The sequence below is a fragment of the Rhizobium sp. SL86 genome (assembly GCF_026672545.1).
In the GTDB taxonomy this organism is placed as follows: Bacteria; Pseudomonadota; Alphaproteobacteria; order Rhizobiales; family Rhizobiaceae; genus Neorhizobium.
Genome location: NZ_JAPPRJ010000001.1, coordinates 111,243 through 126,033, shown reverse-complemented (window position 1 = coordinate 126,033; position 14,791 = coordinate 111,243). Strand labels below are relative to the sequence as shown.

Annotated in this window: 18 protein-coding genes; 9 read left to right on the top strand and 9 right to left on the bottom strand. The window is 61.9% G+C overall.

Going from position 1 to position 14,791, the window contains the following annotated elements; all coding sequences use genetic code 11:
- Nucleotides 1-89: 89 nt before the first annotated feature.
- Complete coding sequence (gene uvrC, locus OU993_RS00650) at nt 90-2,138, bottom strand: excinuclease ABC subunit UvrC (protein WP_268154009.1); 2,049 nt, start codon at nt 2,136-2,138, stop codon at nt 90-92.
- Entirely contained in the window at nt 2,135-2,896 is a 762-nt protein-coding gene (locus OU993_RS00645; RefSeq protein ID WP_268154007.1) for an SDR family oxidoreductase, read from the bottom strand. The genes uvrC and OU993_RS00645 overlap by 4 nt, the downstream gene beginning before the upstream one ends.
- A gap of 43 nt (nt 2,897-2,939) precedes the next feature.
- On the opposite strand from OU993_RS00645, the gene OU993_RS00640 reads away from it, so the two are divergent.
- Nucleotides 2,940-3,260, top strand: coding sequence for a hypothetical protein (locus OU993_RS00640; protein WP_268154005.1), 321 nt, complete (start codon nt 2,940-2,942; stop codon nt 3,258-3,260).
- A gap of 2 nt (nt 3,261-3,262) precedes the next feature.
- Nucleotides 3,263-3,901, top strand: a complete 639-nt coding sequence (locus OU993_RS00635; protein WP_268154003.1) for an outer membrane protein — start codon at nt 3,263-3,265, stop codon at nt 3,899-3,901.
- 72 nt (nt 3,902-3,973) lie between these two features.
- Here OU993_RS00635 and OU993_RS00630 read toward each other — a convergent pair whose 3' ends face one another.
- The 5 genes from OU993_RS00630 to OU993_RS00610 all read right to left on the bottom strand — a co-directional run bounded on the left by OU993_RS00630 (nt 3,974) and on the right by OU993_RS00610 (nt 6,856).
- Nucleotides 3,974-4,264, bottom strand: coding sequence for an addiction module antidote protein (locus OU993_RS00630; RefSeq protein WP_268154001.1), 291 nt, complete (start codon nt 4,262-4,264; stop codon nt 3,974-3,976).
- Nucleotides 4,245-4,523 (bottom strand): type II toxin-antitoxin system RelE/ParE family toxin, encoded by a 279-nt coding sequence (locus tag OU993_RS00625; protein ID WP_326493833.1) that lies wholly within the window; start codon nt 4,521-4,523, stop codon nt 4,245-4,247. The genes OU993_RS00630 and OU993_RS00625 overlap by 20 nt, the downstream gene beginning before the upstream one ends.
- An 86-nt stretch (nt 4,524-4,609) precedes the next feature.
- Nucleotides 4,610-5,206 (bottom strand): glutathione S-transferase, encoded by a 597-nt coding sequence (locus tag OU993_RS00620; protein WP_268153999.1) that lies wholly within the window; start codon nt 5,204-5,206, stop codon nt 4,610-4,612.
- Nucleotides 5,207-5,233: 27 nt separating this feature from the next.
- Nucleotides 5,234-5,839, bottom strand: coding sequence for a ribonuclease T2 family protein (locus OU993_RS00615; RefSeq protein WP_268157430.1), 606 nt, complete (start codon nt 5,837-5,839; stop codon nt 5,234-5,236).
- Between the two features lie 150 nt (nt 5,840-5,989).
- Nucleotides 5,990-6,856 carry a 23S rRNA (adenine(2030)-N(6))-methyltransferase RlmJ gene (locus OU993_RS00610; protein ID WP_268153995.1) on the bottom strand — a complete coding sequence of 289 codons (867 nt, stop codon included), beginning with the start codon at nt 6,854-6,856 and terminating at the stop codon, nt 5,990-5,992.
- Between the two features lie 86 nt (nt 6,857-6,942).
- Here OU993_RS00610 and OU993_RS00605 point away from each other — a divergent pair, with 86 nt between their 5' ends.
- The 5 genes from OU993_RS00605 (at nt 6,943) to OU993_RS00585 (ending at nt 10,955) form a co-directional block, all read left to right on the top strand.
- The gene (locus OU993_RS00605) at nt 6,943-9,078 is read left to right on the top strand and encodes a molybdopterin-containing oxidoreductase family protein (protein WP_268153993.1); all 2,136 of its coding nucleotides are present in this window, start codon (nt 6,943-6,945) and stop codon (nt 9,076-9,078) included.
- A complete protein-coding gene (locus tag OU993_RS00600) occupies nt 9,075-9,668 on the top strand; it encodes an NUDIX domain-containing protein (protein ID WP_268153991.1) in 594 nt (197 codons plus the stop codon). Before OU993_RS00605 ends, OU993_RS00600 begins: the two co-directional genes overlap by 4 nt.
- Before the next feature lie 137 nt (nt 9,669-9,805).
- On the top strand, nt 9,806-10,123 hold the full coding sequence (gene bigR, locus OU993_RS00595; RefSeq protein ID WP_442792856.1) for a sulfite-sensing transcriptional repressor BigR: 318 nt from the start codon (nt 9,806-9,808) through the stop codon (nt 10,121-10,123).
- Entirely contained in the window at nt 10,120-10,527 is a 408-nt protein-coding gene (locus tag OU993_RS00590) for a YeeE/YedE family protein (RefSeq protein ID WP_268153986.1), read from the top strand. Before bigR ends, OU993_RS00590 begins: the two co-directional genes overlap by 4 nt.
- Nucleotides 10,527-10,955 (top strand): YeeE/YedE family protein, encoded by a 429-nt coding sequence (locus tag OU993_RS00585; protein WP_268153984.1) that lies wholly within the window; start codon nt 10,527-10,529, stop codon nt 10,953-10,955. Before OU993_RS00590 ends, OU993_RS00585 begins: the two co-directional genes overlap by 1 nt.
- A gap of 24 nt (nt 10,956-10,979) precedes the next feature.
- On the opposite strand, the gene purN is transcribed toward OU993_RS00585, so the two are convergent.
- Both purN and purM read right to left on the bottom strand, forming a co-directional pair.
- The gene (gene purN / locus OU993_RS00580) at nt 10,980-11,636 is read right to left on the bottom strand and encodes a phosphoribosylglycinamide formyltransferase (RefSeq protein ID WP_268153981.1); all 657 of its coding nucleotides are present in this window, start codon (nt 11,634-11,636) and stop codon (nt 10,980-10,982) included.
- Nucleotides 11,633-12,706 (bottom strand): phosphoribosylformylglycinamidine cyclo-ligase, encoded by a 1,074-nt coding sequence (gene purM, locus OU993_RS00575; protein ID WP_268153979.1) that lies wholly within the window; start codon nt 12,704-12,706, stop codon nt 11,633-11,635. The genes purN and purM overlap by 4 nt, the downstream gene beginning before the upstream one ends.
- 204 nt (nt 12,707-12,910) lie before the next feature.
- On the opposite strand from purM, the gene OU993_RS00570 reads away from it, so the two are divergent.
- Entirely contained in the window at nt 12,911-14,062 is a 1,152-nt protein-coding gene (locus OU993_RS00570) for an AI-2E family transporter (RefSeq protein ID WP_268153977.1), read from the top strand.
- Nucleotides 14,062-14,772: a DnaA regulatory inactivator HdaA gene (gene hdaA, locus OU993_RS00565; RefSeq protein WP_268157428.1), complete on the top strand. Its 711-nt coding sequence runs from the start codon at nt 14,062-14,064 to the stop codon at nt 14,770-14,772. The genes OU993_RS00570 and hdaA overlap by 1 nt, the downstream gene beginning before the upstream one ends.
- The last annotated feature ends 19 nt before the right edge of the window (nt 14,773-14,791 follow it).

The following is a 14,791-nucleotide window of genomic DNA, read 5'->3' as shown; positions in this document are numbered from 1 at the left end:
GATACCTGCTACCTGATCCGAAACCTTAGTTGATGTGTCGAGGTCGAAGCGTCAACTCCAATTGTGACCGAATTTGTCTGGAGCTGTGATCATCCGGCCCGGCTTTCGTGAAAATGATTGTAGATCTGTTTGGCGACGGCTTCCGAAATGCCCTCCACCGCCATCAGATCGGAGATGCCGGCGCGCGACACCGCCTTGGCGGTGCCGAAATGCTGCAGCAGCGCCCGCTTGCGGCTGGGACCGATTCCCGAAATCTCGTCGAGCGGGTTTTTCACCATTTCCTTCTTGCGTCGTGCCCGGTGCGAGCCGATGGCAAAACGGTGCGCCTCGTCACGCAGGCGCTGGATAAAATAGAGCACGGGGTCGCGCGGCGGCAGCGAGAAATCGCTGCGGCCATCGGCAAAGAACCGCTCGCGCCCCGCATCGCGGTCAACGCCCTTGGCAACACCGATGGCGGTCACCACATCGCGGATGCCGAGTTCGTCGAGAATGGCGCGCACCGCCGTCATCTGCCCCTGGCCTCCATCGATCAGGATGACGTCCGGCCAGGCGGGGAAGGCCTGATCGGCGGCATCCTCCGGACTTGCCTCGGGATTGGCCTGAGCCGCACGGTCCGGCAGGCCTTCTTCCTTCAGCAGGCGCGAGAAACGGCGGGTCATCACCTCCCGCATCATGCCAAAGTCGTCGCCGGGGGTGATGTCGGTCGATTTGATGTTGAACTTGCGATACTGGCCCTTCACGAAACCTTCCGGCCCCGCCACCACCATGCCGCCCACGGCATTGGTGCCCATGATGTGCGAATTGTCGTAGATCTCGATGCGGCGCGGCACATAAGCGAGGCCAAAAGTCTCGGCAAAACCCTTCAGCAGCCGTTCCTGTGAGGCGGTCTCGGCCAGCTTGCGGCCATGCGCCTCACGGGCATTGGCGAGAACATGGTCGACCAGATCGCGTTTTTCGCCGCGCTGCGGCACCTGGATCGCCACCTTGTGCCCGGCCTTTTCGGAGAGCGCCTGGGCCAACAGCTCCTGTTCCTCGACGGTTTCCGACAAGAGGATCTGCCGCGGCACCGGCTTGTCGTCATAAAACTGCGCCAGGAAGGCATTCAGCACTTCCGAACCCGTCAACTGCGGATCGGCCTTCGGGAAATAGGCCTGATTGCCCCAGTTCTGCCCGGCACGGAAAAAGAAGACCTGGATACAGGTCAGCCCGCCCTCGTGATGGATGGCGAACACATCCGCTTCCTCGACGCCGGCCGGATTGATGCCCTGGTGGCTCTGCACATGAGAGAGGGCGGACAGGCGGTCGCGATAGACGGCGGCGCGCTCGAAATCGAGATCTTCGGAGGCTTCCGCCATCTGTCTTGCGATCGATTCCTTGACGTTCTGGCTGCGGCCGGACAGGAAATCCTTCGCTTCGTTGACCAGCCCTGCATAATCCGCATCGGAAATCTCGTGCGTGCAGGGCCCGGAACAGCGTTTGATCTGGTAGAGCAGGCAGGGCCGCGTGCGCGCCTCGAACACGCTGTCGGTGCAGGTGCGCAACAAAAAGGCGCGCTGCAGCGAGTTGATCGTGCGTCCAACGGCGCCGGCAGAGGCAAAGGGGCCGAAATAGTCGCCCTTGCGGGCGCGGGCGCCGCGATGTTTGTAGATGGCCGGCGCGCGATGATCGCCCGTCACCATGATATAAGGAAAGCTCTTGTCGTCGCGCAGCAGAACGTTGAAGCGCGGGCGCAGCCGCTTGATGAGATTGGCTTCGAGCAGCAGCGCCTCGGTTTCCGTCCGCGTCGTGACGAATTCCATCTGCGCCGTCTCGCGCACCATCTTCGACAGGCGGTTGGAGTGGACGCGGCCCTGGGCATAGTTCGAGACGCGTTTTTTCAGGCTGCGGGCCTTGCCGACATAAAGCACGTCGCCCGCCTCGTTGAACATCCGGTAGACGCCGGGCGCATTCGGCAGATGTTTGACGAATTCGGCGATGAGATCGGCGCCCTTCAGGCCGTTCTCGTTGGTCAGCCCGTGATTCCATTCGATACCGGCAACCGCGCGGGCGACATCACTCTCCACCGGGAGGATGTCGTCGTCATCGTCGTCCGATTCGTCATAAAGAACGCCGCCGTCAGGCAGTTTCGTTCCATTCATTCAATAATCTCCGCCACATCCGGCGTTTCCCAGGCCAGGTGCTGGCCTCCATCCAGGGCAATCATTTGGCCCGTGATGGATGGAGTGTCAAAAAGAAATCGGATCGTACCTCCGAATTCGCAAGGGGCGGGGCCGCGTTTCAGGGGCACGCCGGCCACCTGCCGGTCGAAATCCACCTGCGCCTGCCGTTCGCTCTTGAAGGAAGGGCCGGGGCCGATCGCATTGACCCGCACACGCGGGGCATAGGCCTGCGCCAGCGTCTGCGTTGCCGTCCAAAGTGCTGCCTTCGACAGCGTATAGGAATAGAAGTGTGGCGTCAGTTTCCAGACGCGCTGGTCGATGATGTTGACGATCAGCCCCTCGCGGTTTTCCGGCAACTGGTTGAGGAGCGCCGCCGAGAGAATGGACGGTGCACGGACATGGATGCCGAAATGCCGGTCGAAGATGTCCGGCTGGAAGGCCTCCGCCGTGTCCTTTTCGAAGATCGAGGCATTGTTGACCAGCCCGATCACCGGGCCGAGCTTTTCTGCCGCCCGCGCCACCAGGCCGCCCACCTGTTCCGGATCGAGAAGATCGGCTTTGACGGCCGCGGCCGTGAAGCCTTCCCGCGTCAGCGACTCGGCCAGTGCCTCCGCCTCTTCGATGGAGCGGTCCGCGTGGATGGCAACGGCATAGCCATGACGTGCGAGATCTTCCGTGATGGCGCGGCCCATGCGGCGCGCGCCGCCCGTGACCAGTACGGTGGGGAGAAAAGACACGGTTTTCTGAATCCTTTGAAGGGGATAAACATCCGGCAACTACATGATCATCCTCTACGGTCTGATCAAGCCCGTGGATTGGGTGACTGTCATCTTCTTCGTTCACGGCGAAGTATTGAGTTTTCACGGAATGTTGAGTAATATTACTGGAGATATACAGAATATACGATTTGGTAAGGTTAATAAAAATCCTGTTGCCGCGAAGCAACATCAAAATTTAGCCGTCGGCCTGCCACAATCAATTCACAATTCGGTACTTTCAATTCCTCAATTGCCCACCAGATTTCCTCTCAACGCGCAGGGAGACAAGGCCGACGACGTTGTCTGGCACAATACCTCCCGCACGGCATTGAAAGGAGATTAAGTATGCGTACTCTCATTGCGAGCCTGCTGGTTTCGACCGCTTCCCTCGTCGCCGTCTCGGCACAGGCTGCAGACGCCGTCACCCAGATCCCGGAAGCTCCGGCTGCCGTTGAAACGGCCGCTCCGGTCGGCAACTGGTCCGGCTTCTACCTCGGCGGTTACGGCTCCCACGACTGGGGCCAGGTCACCAAGGGCCCGTCCAAGCCGAGCGCTGACGGTTGGGGCGGTGGCGTTTATGGCGGTTACAACTTCCAGAGCGGCCAGATCGTTTACGGTGGTGAAGCTGACCTCGGTTACAACGACCAGAAGGGCACTGCCAACGGCATCACCGGCGAGCAGAAGCTCAACGGCTCTATCCGTGGCCGCGTCGGTTACGACCTGAACCCCTTCATGGTGTACGGCACGGCCGGTCTGGCGATTGCTGACCAGGAACTGTCCAGCGCTGCCGGTTCGGACAGCAAGACCGCACTCGGTTACACGGTCGGTGCTGGTGTCGAAACCTTCGTCACCAACAACATCACCGCCCGCGTTGAATATCGCTACAGCGATTACCAGGACAAGGACTTCAACCTCGGCGGTACCAACGTATCGCGCGGTTTCGACGACCACTCGGTCAAGGTCGGTATCGGCGTCAAGTTCTGATCCGCGTATTCTGGATCACGAAAGGGCCGGGGGGAAACCTCCGGCCCTTTCTGTTTGGGAGGTACGAGACGGTCAGGCGGCAGTCTGTTTTGCAGTCAGCTGAAAACCCAGTGATTTCAGCACCGCAAGGGTCGTCTCCAGTGTCGGGTTGCCGGTCTCGCTCAACGAGCGGTAAAGTTGTTCGCGTGCAAGGCCCGTCTCCTTCGAGATCTTCGTCATGCCCTTCGCGCGCGCAACCGTACCAATCGCATTGGCGATGTGAGCGGAATTGCCGCTCTCGAAAGCGTCGGCGAGAAAGACTTCGATCGCTGCATCTGTCTTTAAAAGATCGGCTGGATCGAAATCACTGAACCGTTCGGTCATCTTGCGTTCTCCAATCGGCGGCAATGCGTTTCGCCGTCTCAATGTCGCGCTGCTGAGATCCCTTGTCGCCGACGCAAAGCAGGATGATGTAAACATCACCCTGCTGCTTGAAATAGATCCTGTAGCCGGGACCATAGTGAATACGCAGTTCACTGATACCGTGACCAACAGGAGCAACGTCTCCTGCCAGCCCTGACACCAACCGTTGCAGTCGGGCGGCAATGATTGCCTTTGCCCGCTCGTCTTCGAGCTTGCGGATCCACGTCTCGAACGTGGCTGACTGCTTCAGATATAGTATCAGCCAAAATGTGATTTAAAAATCACAAATCGTCAAGGCCGAGTCTATCACGCGCTCGATTTCATCGCCTCAAACTCGGGAAAAAGGCGGGAGAATTTCTCCGGCCAGGCGGCAAGCTTCGGGCGACCGTCGGCCCACTGGCCGGCAAAGCGCAGGTCGAGATAGCCGATCAGTGCGGCAAGTGCGAAATGGCCGCCGTTCAGCTTCTTGTCGGTCTTCGGCAGGTTGTTCTCGAGATAATCGAGACCGCGCACGACCTTCGACCACTGTTTGTCGATCCACGGCTGGTGGACGATTTCCGCCGGGCGGAAACGGCGCTCGTACATGATGGCGAGCAGGCAGTCGGTAATGCCGTCGCAGAGCGCTTCCATGACTTCCGCCTCGGTGCGCTTTTCATCTTTCTTCGGATAGAGCTTGCCGCCGGATTCCCGGTCGAGGAAATGCATGATCGCCACGCTGTCATAAATCGGCGGCGCGTCGTCGCGGATCAAAACCGGGATCTTGCCCAGCGGATTGTTGTCGACGAGTTCCGCCGGTTCGGCATTGGTGTCGGTCTTCACCTCGTCCACCTTAATGCCGAGATGGCGGGCGGCCATGCGGCACTTCGCGGAATAGGGCGAGGCGGGGGAGTAGAGCAGTTTCATGGGAGATGTCCTGTGGTCTCGAAAAGGTCAGCGCGGCGGCGGCACCGTCACGCGGTTGATCGTGCAGCCCTTGCGGTCCACCTCGGCGCAGGGGCGGAAGCCAAGGTCCTTCGTCAGGCAGATTCGCACCTCTTCCAGCCGGCTGCCTTCGCAACTGACGGCAATCGCCGTCTGCGGCATGCCGGGATTGGCGCGCATAAAACTCTGTTCGATCGCCTCGGCGGACAGCGTCTGCGGGGCTGCGACATTGGAAAAGCCCGGCGGCAGGGTGATCTTAGCGAAAGCCTCGCGGGTCTTGGCCAGGTATTCGCCCTGGGTCAGGCCGGAGCAACTGCCGTGTTTGCGCCACTGGTGGCCGATCAGGCCCATGGAGGGCATGATGTCGAAATAGCTCCGACCGAGCGCGTCCGGCACGCGGCGCGGCTCCTTCGTCGTGCAGAATTCCGGATACCCCTTGTCGTTCTGCGGCCAGAGGCCATGCACAATGAAGGAGTATTTCCTGTCGGTGCCGCACTGGTCGGGGCTGTCCTTGCCGCGGCTGCTGGCGCAGAAGGTCGGCGACCAGGAGAGTGAGAGCACGTAGAAATCGAACCGACCGGGCGTTTTGTCCTGAGCGAAAGCGACCTGCGGCATCAGGGACGCGACGAACAAGGCCAGGGCAAGGCCGGCGCGAAGCGCACGCAGGGTCATGACAGGGGTCTCCTCAAGATCGGAAGAGACCATGGCGCAGGTGCTTGAACCGGTCAAGCGGGGGGCTCCAGTCGGGACGACCGGGCGGGTCGTTCAGAGATCGCTGCCGGCCACTTCGCCGCGCAGCCAGAAGGTACGGGTCGAGGCAAACCGGTCCTGCGCCAGCACGTCCTTCAGCACCGGCAGCAGGCGGTGCAGCTCGTCCTTCAGCGTAAAGGGCGGGTTGACGATGATGAGCCCGGAGCCCGAGAGGCCGGTCGCATCCCGGTCGCTTTTGACGGAAAGCTCCGTGCACAGCATCTTCGGGATGTCCGCGTCCTGCAGCGCCTCGTGGAATTCCTTGATCGGCGCGCCCTTCTTGATCGGATACCACAGGCAGTAGGTGCCGCCCGGAAAACGGCGCCAGGCGGTGACGAGCCCCTTCACCAGCCGCTCATATTCCCCCTCGATCTCGAAGGGCGGATCGACGAGCACGATGCCGCGCTTTTCCTTCGGCGGCAGATGCGCGCCGAGCGACAGCCAGCCGTCAAGTTCGGTGACGCGCACCTGGAAATCGCCCTCGAACAGGCGGGCAAGCCTCAGATAATCCTCCGGATGCAGCTCCATCGCCGCCAGCCGGTCCTGCGGGCGAAACAGCATGCGCGCGAGCTTTGGCGAGCCCGGATAACGGGTGATCTCGCCCTTCGGGTTCAACTCCCTGACCACGTCGAGATAGGGCGCCAGAATGGCGGCCGATTGCGGGTCGAGCTCGGCGGTGAGAAGACGCCCGATGCCATCGCGCCACTCGCCGGTCTTCTGCGCTTCCTCGGAGGACAGGTCGTAGAGCCCGATGCCCGCATGGGTGTCGAGAACCCGGAACGCCTTGTCCTTCTTCTGCATGTAGCGGATCAGCAGGCAGAGGACGGCGTGTTTCAGGACATCGGCGAAATTGCCGGCATGGTAGATGTGCCGATAGTTCATGAACGGGACTTCTGGCTCGCTTGAATTGATGTGATGCATCGCAAAAGCGACTTTCTGCGACGTCTCGCATGTCCTATAGGAAAGGCATGAACCTTGCGACCCCGATCTCCCTGAAAAACGCCTCTGGCGTCACCACCGGCCACACGGTCTGTCCGCACGACTGTCCCTCCGCCTGCGCGCTGGATGTGGACCTGACCGCGGACGGCAAGATCGGCCGGGTGCGCGGCGCCAATGCCAACACCTATACCGCCGGCGTCATCTGCGCCAAGGTGGCGCGTTATGCCGAACGCCTCTACCATCCCGATCGCCTGCTGACGCCGAAGCGCCGCAAGGGGGCAAAGGGCGAGGGCGCCTGGCAGGAGATCTCCTGGGACGCCGCCCTCGACGAAATTGCCGAGGCCTTCGTGAAAGCGGAAGCCGCACATGGCGCCGAGGCGATCTGGCCGTATTTCTATGCCGGCACCATGGGCCAGGTGCAACGCGATTCGATCGAGCGCCTGCGCCACGCCAAACGTTATTCCGGTTTCTTCGGTTCGATCTGCACCAACATGGCCTGGACCGGTTATGTGCTGGGCACCGGCGCGCTGCGTGGTCCGGATCCGCGCGAGATGGCGAAATCCGATTGTGTGGTGATCTGGGGCACGAACCCGGTCGCCACCCAGGTCAACGTGATGACCCATGCGGTGAAGGCGCGCAAGGAGAGGGGCGCGAAGATCGTTGTCGTCGATATCTACGACAGCCCGACGATGAAGCAGGCCGATATCAAAGTCATCCTGAAGCCCGGCACCGATGCGGCACTTGCCTGCGCGATCATGCACGTCGCCTTCCGCGACGGTTATGCCGACCGCGCCTACATGGCGAAATTCGCCGACGATCCGGCGGGGCTCGAGGCGCATCTGAAAACGAGGACGCCGGAATGGGCCTCCGCCATCACCGGCCTCTCCGTCGAAGAGATCGAGACGCTCGCACGCCTCGTCGGCACGACGAAAAAGACCTTCTTCCGTCTGGGCTACGGTTTTACTCGCCAGCGCAACGGCACGGTCTCCATGCATGCGGCGCTCTCCATCGCCACCGTGCTCGGCTCCTGGCAGTATGAAGGCGGCGGCGCCTTCCACAACAATGGCGAACTCTTCCGGCTCGACAAGCGCGAACTGATGGGCACCGCCTATATGGACCCGGACGTGCGCATGCTCGACCAGTCGCAGATCGGTCGCGTGCTGACCGGCGATCCCGTTGCACTGCGCCAGCGCGGCCCGGTGACCGCACTTCTGATCCAGAACACCAATCCGATGAACATCGCGCCCGAACAGCGGCTGGTGCGAAAGGGTTTTCTGCGCGATGACCTGTTCGTCGCGGTGCACGAGCATTTCATGACCGATACGGCGAAAGTGGCCGATATCGTGCTGCCGGCCACCATGTTCGTTGAACATGACGATCTCTATCGTGCCGGCGGGCAGAACCACATCCTGCTCGGGCCGAAACTGGTCGAGCCGCCGGAAACCGTGCGCACCAATCTCTTTGTCATCGAGGAACTGGCTAAACGTCTGGGTGTCGATCATTATCCGGGCTTCGGCCTCTCCGAGCGTGAGCATATCGACCGCATGCTGCTGCCGAACGGTTACCCCGGTTACGAGCAGTTGCTGGTCGATAAATGGATCGACTGCCAGCCCGGTTTCGAGGAGTCCCATTACCTCAACGGCTTCGGTTACCCGGACGGCAAATTCCGCTTCAAGCCGGATTGGGCGAACGGTCCGTCCCCCAACAAGACGCCCGCCAGCATTGGCCCACTTGGGCCGCATGCAGAACTTCCGACTTTCCCGGATCAGGTGGATGTCATCGAACTGGCGGACGAGGAACACCCATTCCGGTTGGCGACCTCGCCGGCGCGCAATTTTCTGAACTCGACCTTTGCCGAGACAAAGACCTCGCGCGAAAAGGAGGGGCGGCCCGAGGTGATGGTGCATCCCGACGATGCCGCGGCCTACGGCCTGGAGGATGGCGCGGTCGTGCAGATCGGCAACCGCCGCGGCGACCTTCGCATTCACGTCAAGATCGCGGCCACCGCGCGGCGCGGCGTGCTGATTGCCGAAGGGCTGTGGCCGAACGGGGCGCATCTGGATGGCGAGGGCATCAATGTTTTGACCGGTGCCGATCCGGTGGCGCCTTACGGCGGGGCCGCCGTGCATGACAACCGGGTCTGGCTGAAGAAAGCGGAAGCATGAGTGCGGATAAGCGCGGAACAATCGCTGTCGTCGAGGAGAAGCTTCTTTCCGACAACTGGTACCATCTGCACCGGGTGACCTTTGATTATACCGACAGCAAGGGCCATACCGAGCGCATGAACCGCGAGGTGTATGACCGCGGCAATGGTGCGACCATCCTGCTCCTTGATCCGAAGCGGGATGTCGTGGTGCTGGTGCGCCAGTTCCGCATGCCGGCCTACAAAAACGGCCATCACGGTTATCTTATCGAGACGCCGGCGGGCCTGCTCGACGGCAACCAGCCGGAGGAGGCGATCCGCCGCGAGGCGATCGAGGAAACCGGCTATCAGGTGCGCGACGTGCGCTTCCTGTTCAAGTGTTTTATGTCGCCCGGTGCCGTCACCGAGATCATCCACTTCTTTGCCGCCATCATCGATACCTCCGACCGTGTTGCCGAAGGCGGCGGGCTCGACGAGGAGCACGAGGATATCGAGGTTCTCGAAGTCCCCTTCAGCGACGCGCTTGCCATGATCGAGACCGGTGAGATTTGTGACGGCAAGACGATCATGCTGTTGCAATGGGCAGCGCTGAACCGCGACACGCTCGCCTGATCCTCCTTCCCAATGTCTGATCGCGTCCGACGTTAATCTCGCGCTCCGATCTTGAAGATGCATTCAATATACACTATCATATAATGTATATTGATTACGGAGGCGAATTGCCCATGCAGATGGCGGAGATGAAGGCAATGCCTGGCATGAGCCCCAAGGCCATGGAGGAGCGTGCCACGGAAGTGGCCGGTCACTTGAAGGTTCTGGCCCATCCGGTGCGTCTGATGCTCGCCTGCACGCTGATCGAAGGCGAGTTTTCGGTCGGGCAACTCGAGGAGAAACTCGACGTGCACCAGCCGACGCTCTCGCAGCAGCTCACGGTGCTGCGCGAGGCGGGCATCGTCGAAACCCGCCGCGAGGGCAAACAGATCTTTTACGCGCTGACCGAAGCGAAGACTGCAAAACTGATCGGTGCGCTGTTCACCATCTTCTGTTCCGAGGACCAACCTGCATGACCACCTACCTGCCATCCTTTGCCGGAGGGCTGATGATCGGCCTGTCCGCCATTCTCTACCTGATCCTGACGGGACGCATTGCCGGTATCAGCGGCATCGTCGGGCGTCTCGCCGAAGGCGCCTTGCCGTGGCTGAACGGCGCCTTCGTGCTGGGTCTCGTTCTCGGACCGCTCGTTTATCTGGCGGTGACCGGCGCCTGGCCGGAGGTGACGATCACCGCCAGCCTGCCGCTCGCCGTGCTGGCCGGTCTGCTCGTCGGCATCGGCTCGCGCATGGGCTCCGGCTGCACGAGTGGCCACGGTGTTCTGGGTCTGGCGCGCTTGTCGCCACGCTCAATGGTCGCCGTCGTCACTTTCCTCGCCGCTGGCATCGTCACCGTCACCATCCTGAGAGGGAGCCTCTGATGAACCGTCTTGCGCAACCGCTCGCAGCACTTGTCTGCGGCACCCTGTTCGGCTTTGGCCTCGCTTTGTCCGGCATGCTGAACCCGGCCCGTGTCCAGGGTTTCCTCGATCTTTTCGGTGCCTGGGATCCGAGCCTGATCTTCGTGCTTGGCGGCGCCGTAATCGTCGCCATGGCCGGCATGCTGCTGGTGAAGCGGATGAAACAGCCCGTTTTTGGCGATGTATTTCACATCCCGACCAACCGTCGCATCGATATGCCGCTGGTGCTGGGCTCGGCGATTTTCGGTATCGGCTGGGGGCTCGGCGGTTTCTGCCCCGGCCCGGCGCTGTCAGCACTGTCGATGGGATATCTCACCCCAGTCGTTTTCGTCATCGCCATGGTCGCCGGCATGGTTTTTCACGACCGGGTTCTGGCCGGCCGCATCTGATCTCGAAGACATGGGATGAAAAGGTCAGGCGCTGATGAGCATCTCGTCGGCGCCGACCACCGCTGTCTCCCGCTCGACCCTGCCGTCGGCGCCCATGCGCACACGGCCTTCGGCCACCAGCTTGAGGGCCACCGGGTAACTTTTATGCTCCACCGTCAGCACCCGCGCGGCAAGGCTGTCGGCGGTATCGCCCGGCAGGACCGGAACGACGGACTGGGCGATCGACGGGCCTTCATCCATGCCTTCGGTGACGAAATGCACCGTGCAGCCGGCCACCCGCACCCCGGCATCCAGCGCACGCTGATGCGTGTGCAGGCCGGGAAACAGCGGCAGCAGCGAGGGATGGATGTTGAGGATGCGACCCTCGTAAGGTCGGATGAAATCGGCTGTGAGAAGCCGCATGTAGCCGGCAAGGCAGATGATGTCCGGCTTCAGTTCGGCCAGTGCCGCAAGAACCGCCGCTTCATGGTCCGCCTTGCTGGCAAACGCCTTGCGCTCCAGCGCAGCCGTGGGAATGCCGCGTGCTTCAGCCTTCGCAAGGCCGCCGGCGGTTGCCTTGTCGGAAATCACGCCGACGATTTCGGCCGGAAACTCCGGTGCCGCGCAGGCATCCGCCAGCGCCACCATGTTGGAGCCGCTGCCGGAAATCAGGACAACGACGCGCTTCTTGGCCGTGGTCATAGAGCAAGCGTGCCCTTGTAGACAGTGCCGGCTCCGCCTTCCGCACGGGTGACGATCTGGCCGAGCGGTACAACGACTTCGCCTTCAGCCGAGAGGATTTCCGTCACCGCCGCGACATTGGCAGCCGAGACGACGGCAATCATGCCGACGCCGCAGTTGAAGGTGCGCAGCATTTCGTGTGCCGCCACGCCGCCGGTCTTGGCCAGCCAGGAGAAAACGGGCGGAACGGGAATGCTGTCGAGATCGATCTCGGCGGCCAGAGTGTCCGGCAGCACGCGCGGAATATTGTCTGGGAAACCGCCGCCGGTGATATGCGCCAGCGCCTTGATGCCGCCGGTGGCGCGGATCGCCTTCAAAAGCGGCTTCACATAGATGCGGGTCGGGGTAAGCAGGGCTTCGCCCAGCGTCTTGCCGTCGGCAAACGGGGCGGGGGCGTCCCAGGCGAGACCGGAAAGTGCCACGATCTTGCGCACCAGCGAAAAACCGTTGGAATGCACGCCGGAGGAGGTGAGGCCGAGGATGACGTCGCCGTCCATCAGGTCGCCGGTCGGCAGCAGCTGGCCGCGTTCGGCGGCACCCACGGCAAAACCGGCGAGGTCGTAGTCGCCATCGGAATACATGCCGGGCATTTCGGCGGTCTCGCCGCCGATCAGCGCGCAGCCGGCCTGGCGGCAGCCATCGGCGATGCCGAGAACGATCGCCGCACCCTGTTCGGGATCGAGCTTGCCGGTCGCGAAATAGTCGAGGAAGAACAGCGGCTCGGCGCCCTGCACCACGAGGTCGTTGACGCACATGGCAACAAGGTCGATGCCGACGGTGTCGTGCCGGTTGGCATCAATGGCGATCTTCAGCTTCGTGCCGACGCCGTCATTGGCGGCGACCAGCACCGGATCGGTGAAACCGGCCGCCTTGAGGTCGAACAGGCCGCCGAAACCGCCGATTTCGCCATCGGCACCGGGGCGGCGGGTGGAACGCACGGCAGGCTTGATCTTTTCCACCATCAGGTTCCCGGCGTCGATATCGACGCCTGCATCGCTGTAGGTGAGACCGTTCTTGCCCGTATCGCTCATTGCCCGTCTCCGCATGTGCTGGAAGCATGTCCTGGAAGAAGCGTCGCCATTGCACGGAGTTTCGCCGGATGCAAGCGTCGAGCGTCATGCGCCCCGGTTTTCCAAGCTGTTCAGGCCAAATTCGGCAAAATGCGGCTCTGCCTTGACCTTGTCGTGAAGCTACGCCATCCCTGTTTGCACTGCCACATTCAACGGGGAAGCCGAATGGCCTATCACATCAGCGGTGCGCGGCTCAGGCGTTACGTGCTCTTCTGGCTCGGCGCGCTCGTCCTGTTTATTGCCTTTCTTCTGGCCTTCCGCACCATTCTTCTGCCTTTCGTGGCCGGCATGGCGCTTGCCTATTTCCTCGATCCGGTGGCCGACTGGCTGGAGCGGCGCGGCCTCTCGCGGCTGATGGCGACCGTCGTCATCCTGATCGGCTTCGTGCTGATGTTCGCCATCGCGCTGATGATCGTCATCCCGCTGATCATCAGCCAGTTTGCCGAATTCGCGCAGATCCTGCCCCAGTACATCACCCAGCTGCAGCAATTGATCGCGAGCCCGGAAAACTCCTTCCTGCCGCACTGGATCGTCACGCAGATCCAGACGGCCAAGGAAAACTTCTCCAGCCTGATGAGCGAAGGCGCCGGTTTTCTGGGCGGGCTTCTCAATCAGCTGTGGAACTCGGGCAAGACAATCGTCGACGTGATCTCGCTCCTGATCATCACGCCGGTCGTCGCCTTTTATATCCTGCTCGACTGGGACCGCATGGTCGCCAAGGTCGACAGCTGGATCCCGCGCGATCAGGTGACGACGATCCGCCAGCTCGCCCGCGAAATGGACGATGCCGTCTCCGGTTTCATTCGCGGCCAGGGTTCGCTCTGCCTGATCCTCGGCATTTTTTATGCGGTCGGCCTCTCTGTCGTCGGCCTCAATTTCGGCCTGCTGATCGGTTTCGTCGCCGGCATGATCAGCTTTATTCCCTATATCGGTTCGCTGGTCGGCCTCGTGCTGTCTGTCGGCGTGGCGCTGATGCAGTTCTGGCCGGACTATCCGTGGATCATCGCGGTGATGTGTGTGTTTTTCGCCGGGCAGTTCATCGAAGGAAATATCCTGCAGCCGAAGCTTGTCGGTTCCAGCGTCGGTCTGCATCCGGTCTGGCTGATGTTTGCGTTGCTTGCCTTCGGCGCGATGTTCGGTTTTGTCGGTCTGCTGATTGCCGTGCCGGCCGCCGCCGTCGTCGGCGTGCTTGTCCGTTTCGCCATCTCGCGGTATCTTCAAAGCGACATTTATTACGGCCATTCTGCCGAGCTGCCCTGGGATGACGAGGCGGATGTCGAGGCGAAGGCCCTTAATCAACCTCCGACGCATGAATGATGACTGAGACGCTAGACAGACAGAAGCGTCAGCGCGCCGAGCAATTGCCGCTGGCGCTGACCCATGATGCCGCAACCGGCCGCGACGACCTGCTCGTTGCGCCGCAGGTGAGCGCGGCCGTTGCCATGATCGATGCCTGGCCGGCCTGGCGCGCGCCCGTCGTGATCCTTACGGGGCCGGCGGGCTCAGGCAAATCCCATCTCGCTCATATCTGGCGGGAAAAGGCGCAGGCCGCCGTCATCCATCCGATGGCGGGCGAGGGGGCCGCGACCATGGCCGCGGCCGGTCCGGTTCTTTTCGAGGATGCCGACCGCGCCGGTTTTGACGAAAACGAACTCTTCCACGTCATCAACAGCGTGCGTGAAAACGGCCATACCTGTCTCATGACCGCACGGCTCTGGCCGATGTCCTGGCCGGTCACGCTTCCCGACCTGCGCTCGCGCCTGAAAGCCGCAACCGTCGTCGAGATCGGTGAACCGGACGAGGATCTGCTCGGGCAGGTGATCATCAAGCTGTTCGCCGATCGCCAGCTTCACATCGATGACCGTATTGTCGCCTATATTGTCACCCGTATGGAGCGATCGATGCAAGCGGCGCAGGGCGTTGTCGAGCAGCTCGATCGGCTGGCGCTCGCGCGTGGCACGCGCATCACCCGGGCGCTGGCAGCCGAGGTTCTGCAAAGCTTCCAGGGCGAAGGTCACGGCGATTGACTGTCACAGCTGCGTCGTT

Bases quoted from the DNA above. Each gene is read 5' to 3' on its own strand.
- OU993_RS00640 (WP_268154005.1), top strand. From the start codon at position 2,940: ATGATCATCCTCTACGGTCTGATCAAGCCCGTGGATTGGGTGACTGTC.
- OU993_RS00615 (WP_268157430.1), bottom strand. From the start codon at position 5,839: ATGCCGCAGGTCGCTTTCGCTCAGGACAAAACGCCCGGTCGGTTCGAT.
- OU993_RS00585 (WP_268153984.1), top strand. From the start codon at position 10,527: ATGAACCGTCTTGCGCAACCGCTCGCAGCACTTGTCTGCGGCACCCTG.
- purN (WP_268153981.1), bottom strand. From the start codon at position 11,636: ATGACCACGGCCAAGAAGCGCGTCGTTGTCCTGATTTCCGGCAGCGGC.
- OU993_RS00605 (WP_268153993.1), top strand. From the start codon at position 6,943: ATGAACCTTGCGACCCCGATCTCCCTGAAAAACGCCTCTGGCGTCACC.
- OU993_RS00610 (WP_268153995.1), bottom strand. From the start codon at position 6,856: ATGAACTATCGGCACATCTACCATGCCGGCAATTTCGCCGATGTCCTG.
- OU993_RS00600 (WP_268153991.1), top strand. From the start codon at position 9,075: ATGAGTGCGGATAAGCGCGGAACAATCGCTGTCGTCGAGGAGAAGCTT.
- purM (WP_268153979.1), bottom strand. From the start codon at position 12,706: ATGAGCGATACGGGCAAGAACGGTCTCACCTACAGCGATGCAGGCGTC.
- uvrC (WP_268154009.1), bottom strand. From the start codon at position 2,138: ATGAATGGAACGAAACTGCCTGACGGCGGCGTTCTTTATGACGAATCG.
- OU993_RS00570 (WP_268153977.1), top strand. From the start codon at position 12,911: ATGGCCTATCACATCAGCGGTGCGCGGCTCAGGCGTTACGTGCTCTTC.
- bigR (WP_442792856.1), top strand. From the start codon at position 9,806: ATGCCTGGCATGAGCCCCAAGGCCATGGAGGAGCGTGCCACGGAAGTG.
- OU993_RS00590 (WP_268153986.1), top strand. From the start codon at position 10,120: ATGACCACCTACCTGCCATCCTTTGCCGGAGGGCTGATGATCGGCCTG.
- OU993_RS00630 (WP_268154001.1), bottom strand. From the start codon at position 4,264: ATGACCGAACGGTTCAGTGATTTCGATCCAGCCGATCTTTTAAAGACA.
- hdaA (WP_268157428.1), top strand. From the start codon at position 14,062: ATGACTGAGACGCTAGACAGACAGAAGCGTCAGCGCGCCGAGCAATTG.
- OU993_RS00620 (WP_268153999.1), bottom strand. From the start codon at position 5,206: ATGAAACTGCTCTACTCCCCCGCCTCGCCCTATTCCGCGAAGTGCCGC.
- OU993_RS00635 (WP_268154003.1), top strand. From the start codon at position 3,263: ATGCGTACTCTCATTGCGAGCCTGCTGGTTTCGACCGCTTCCCTCGTC.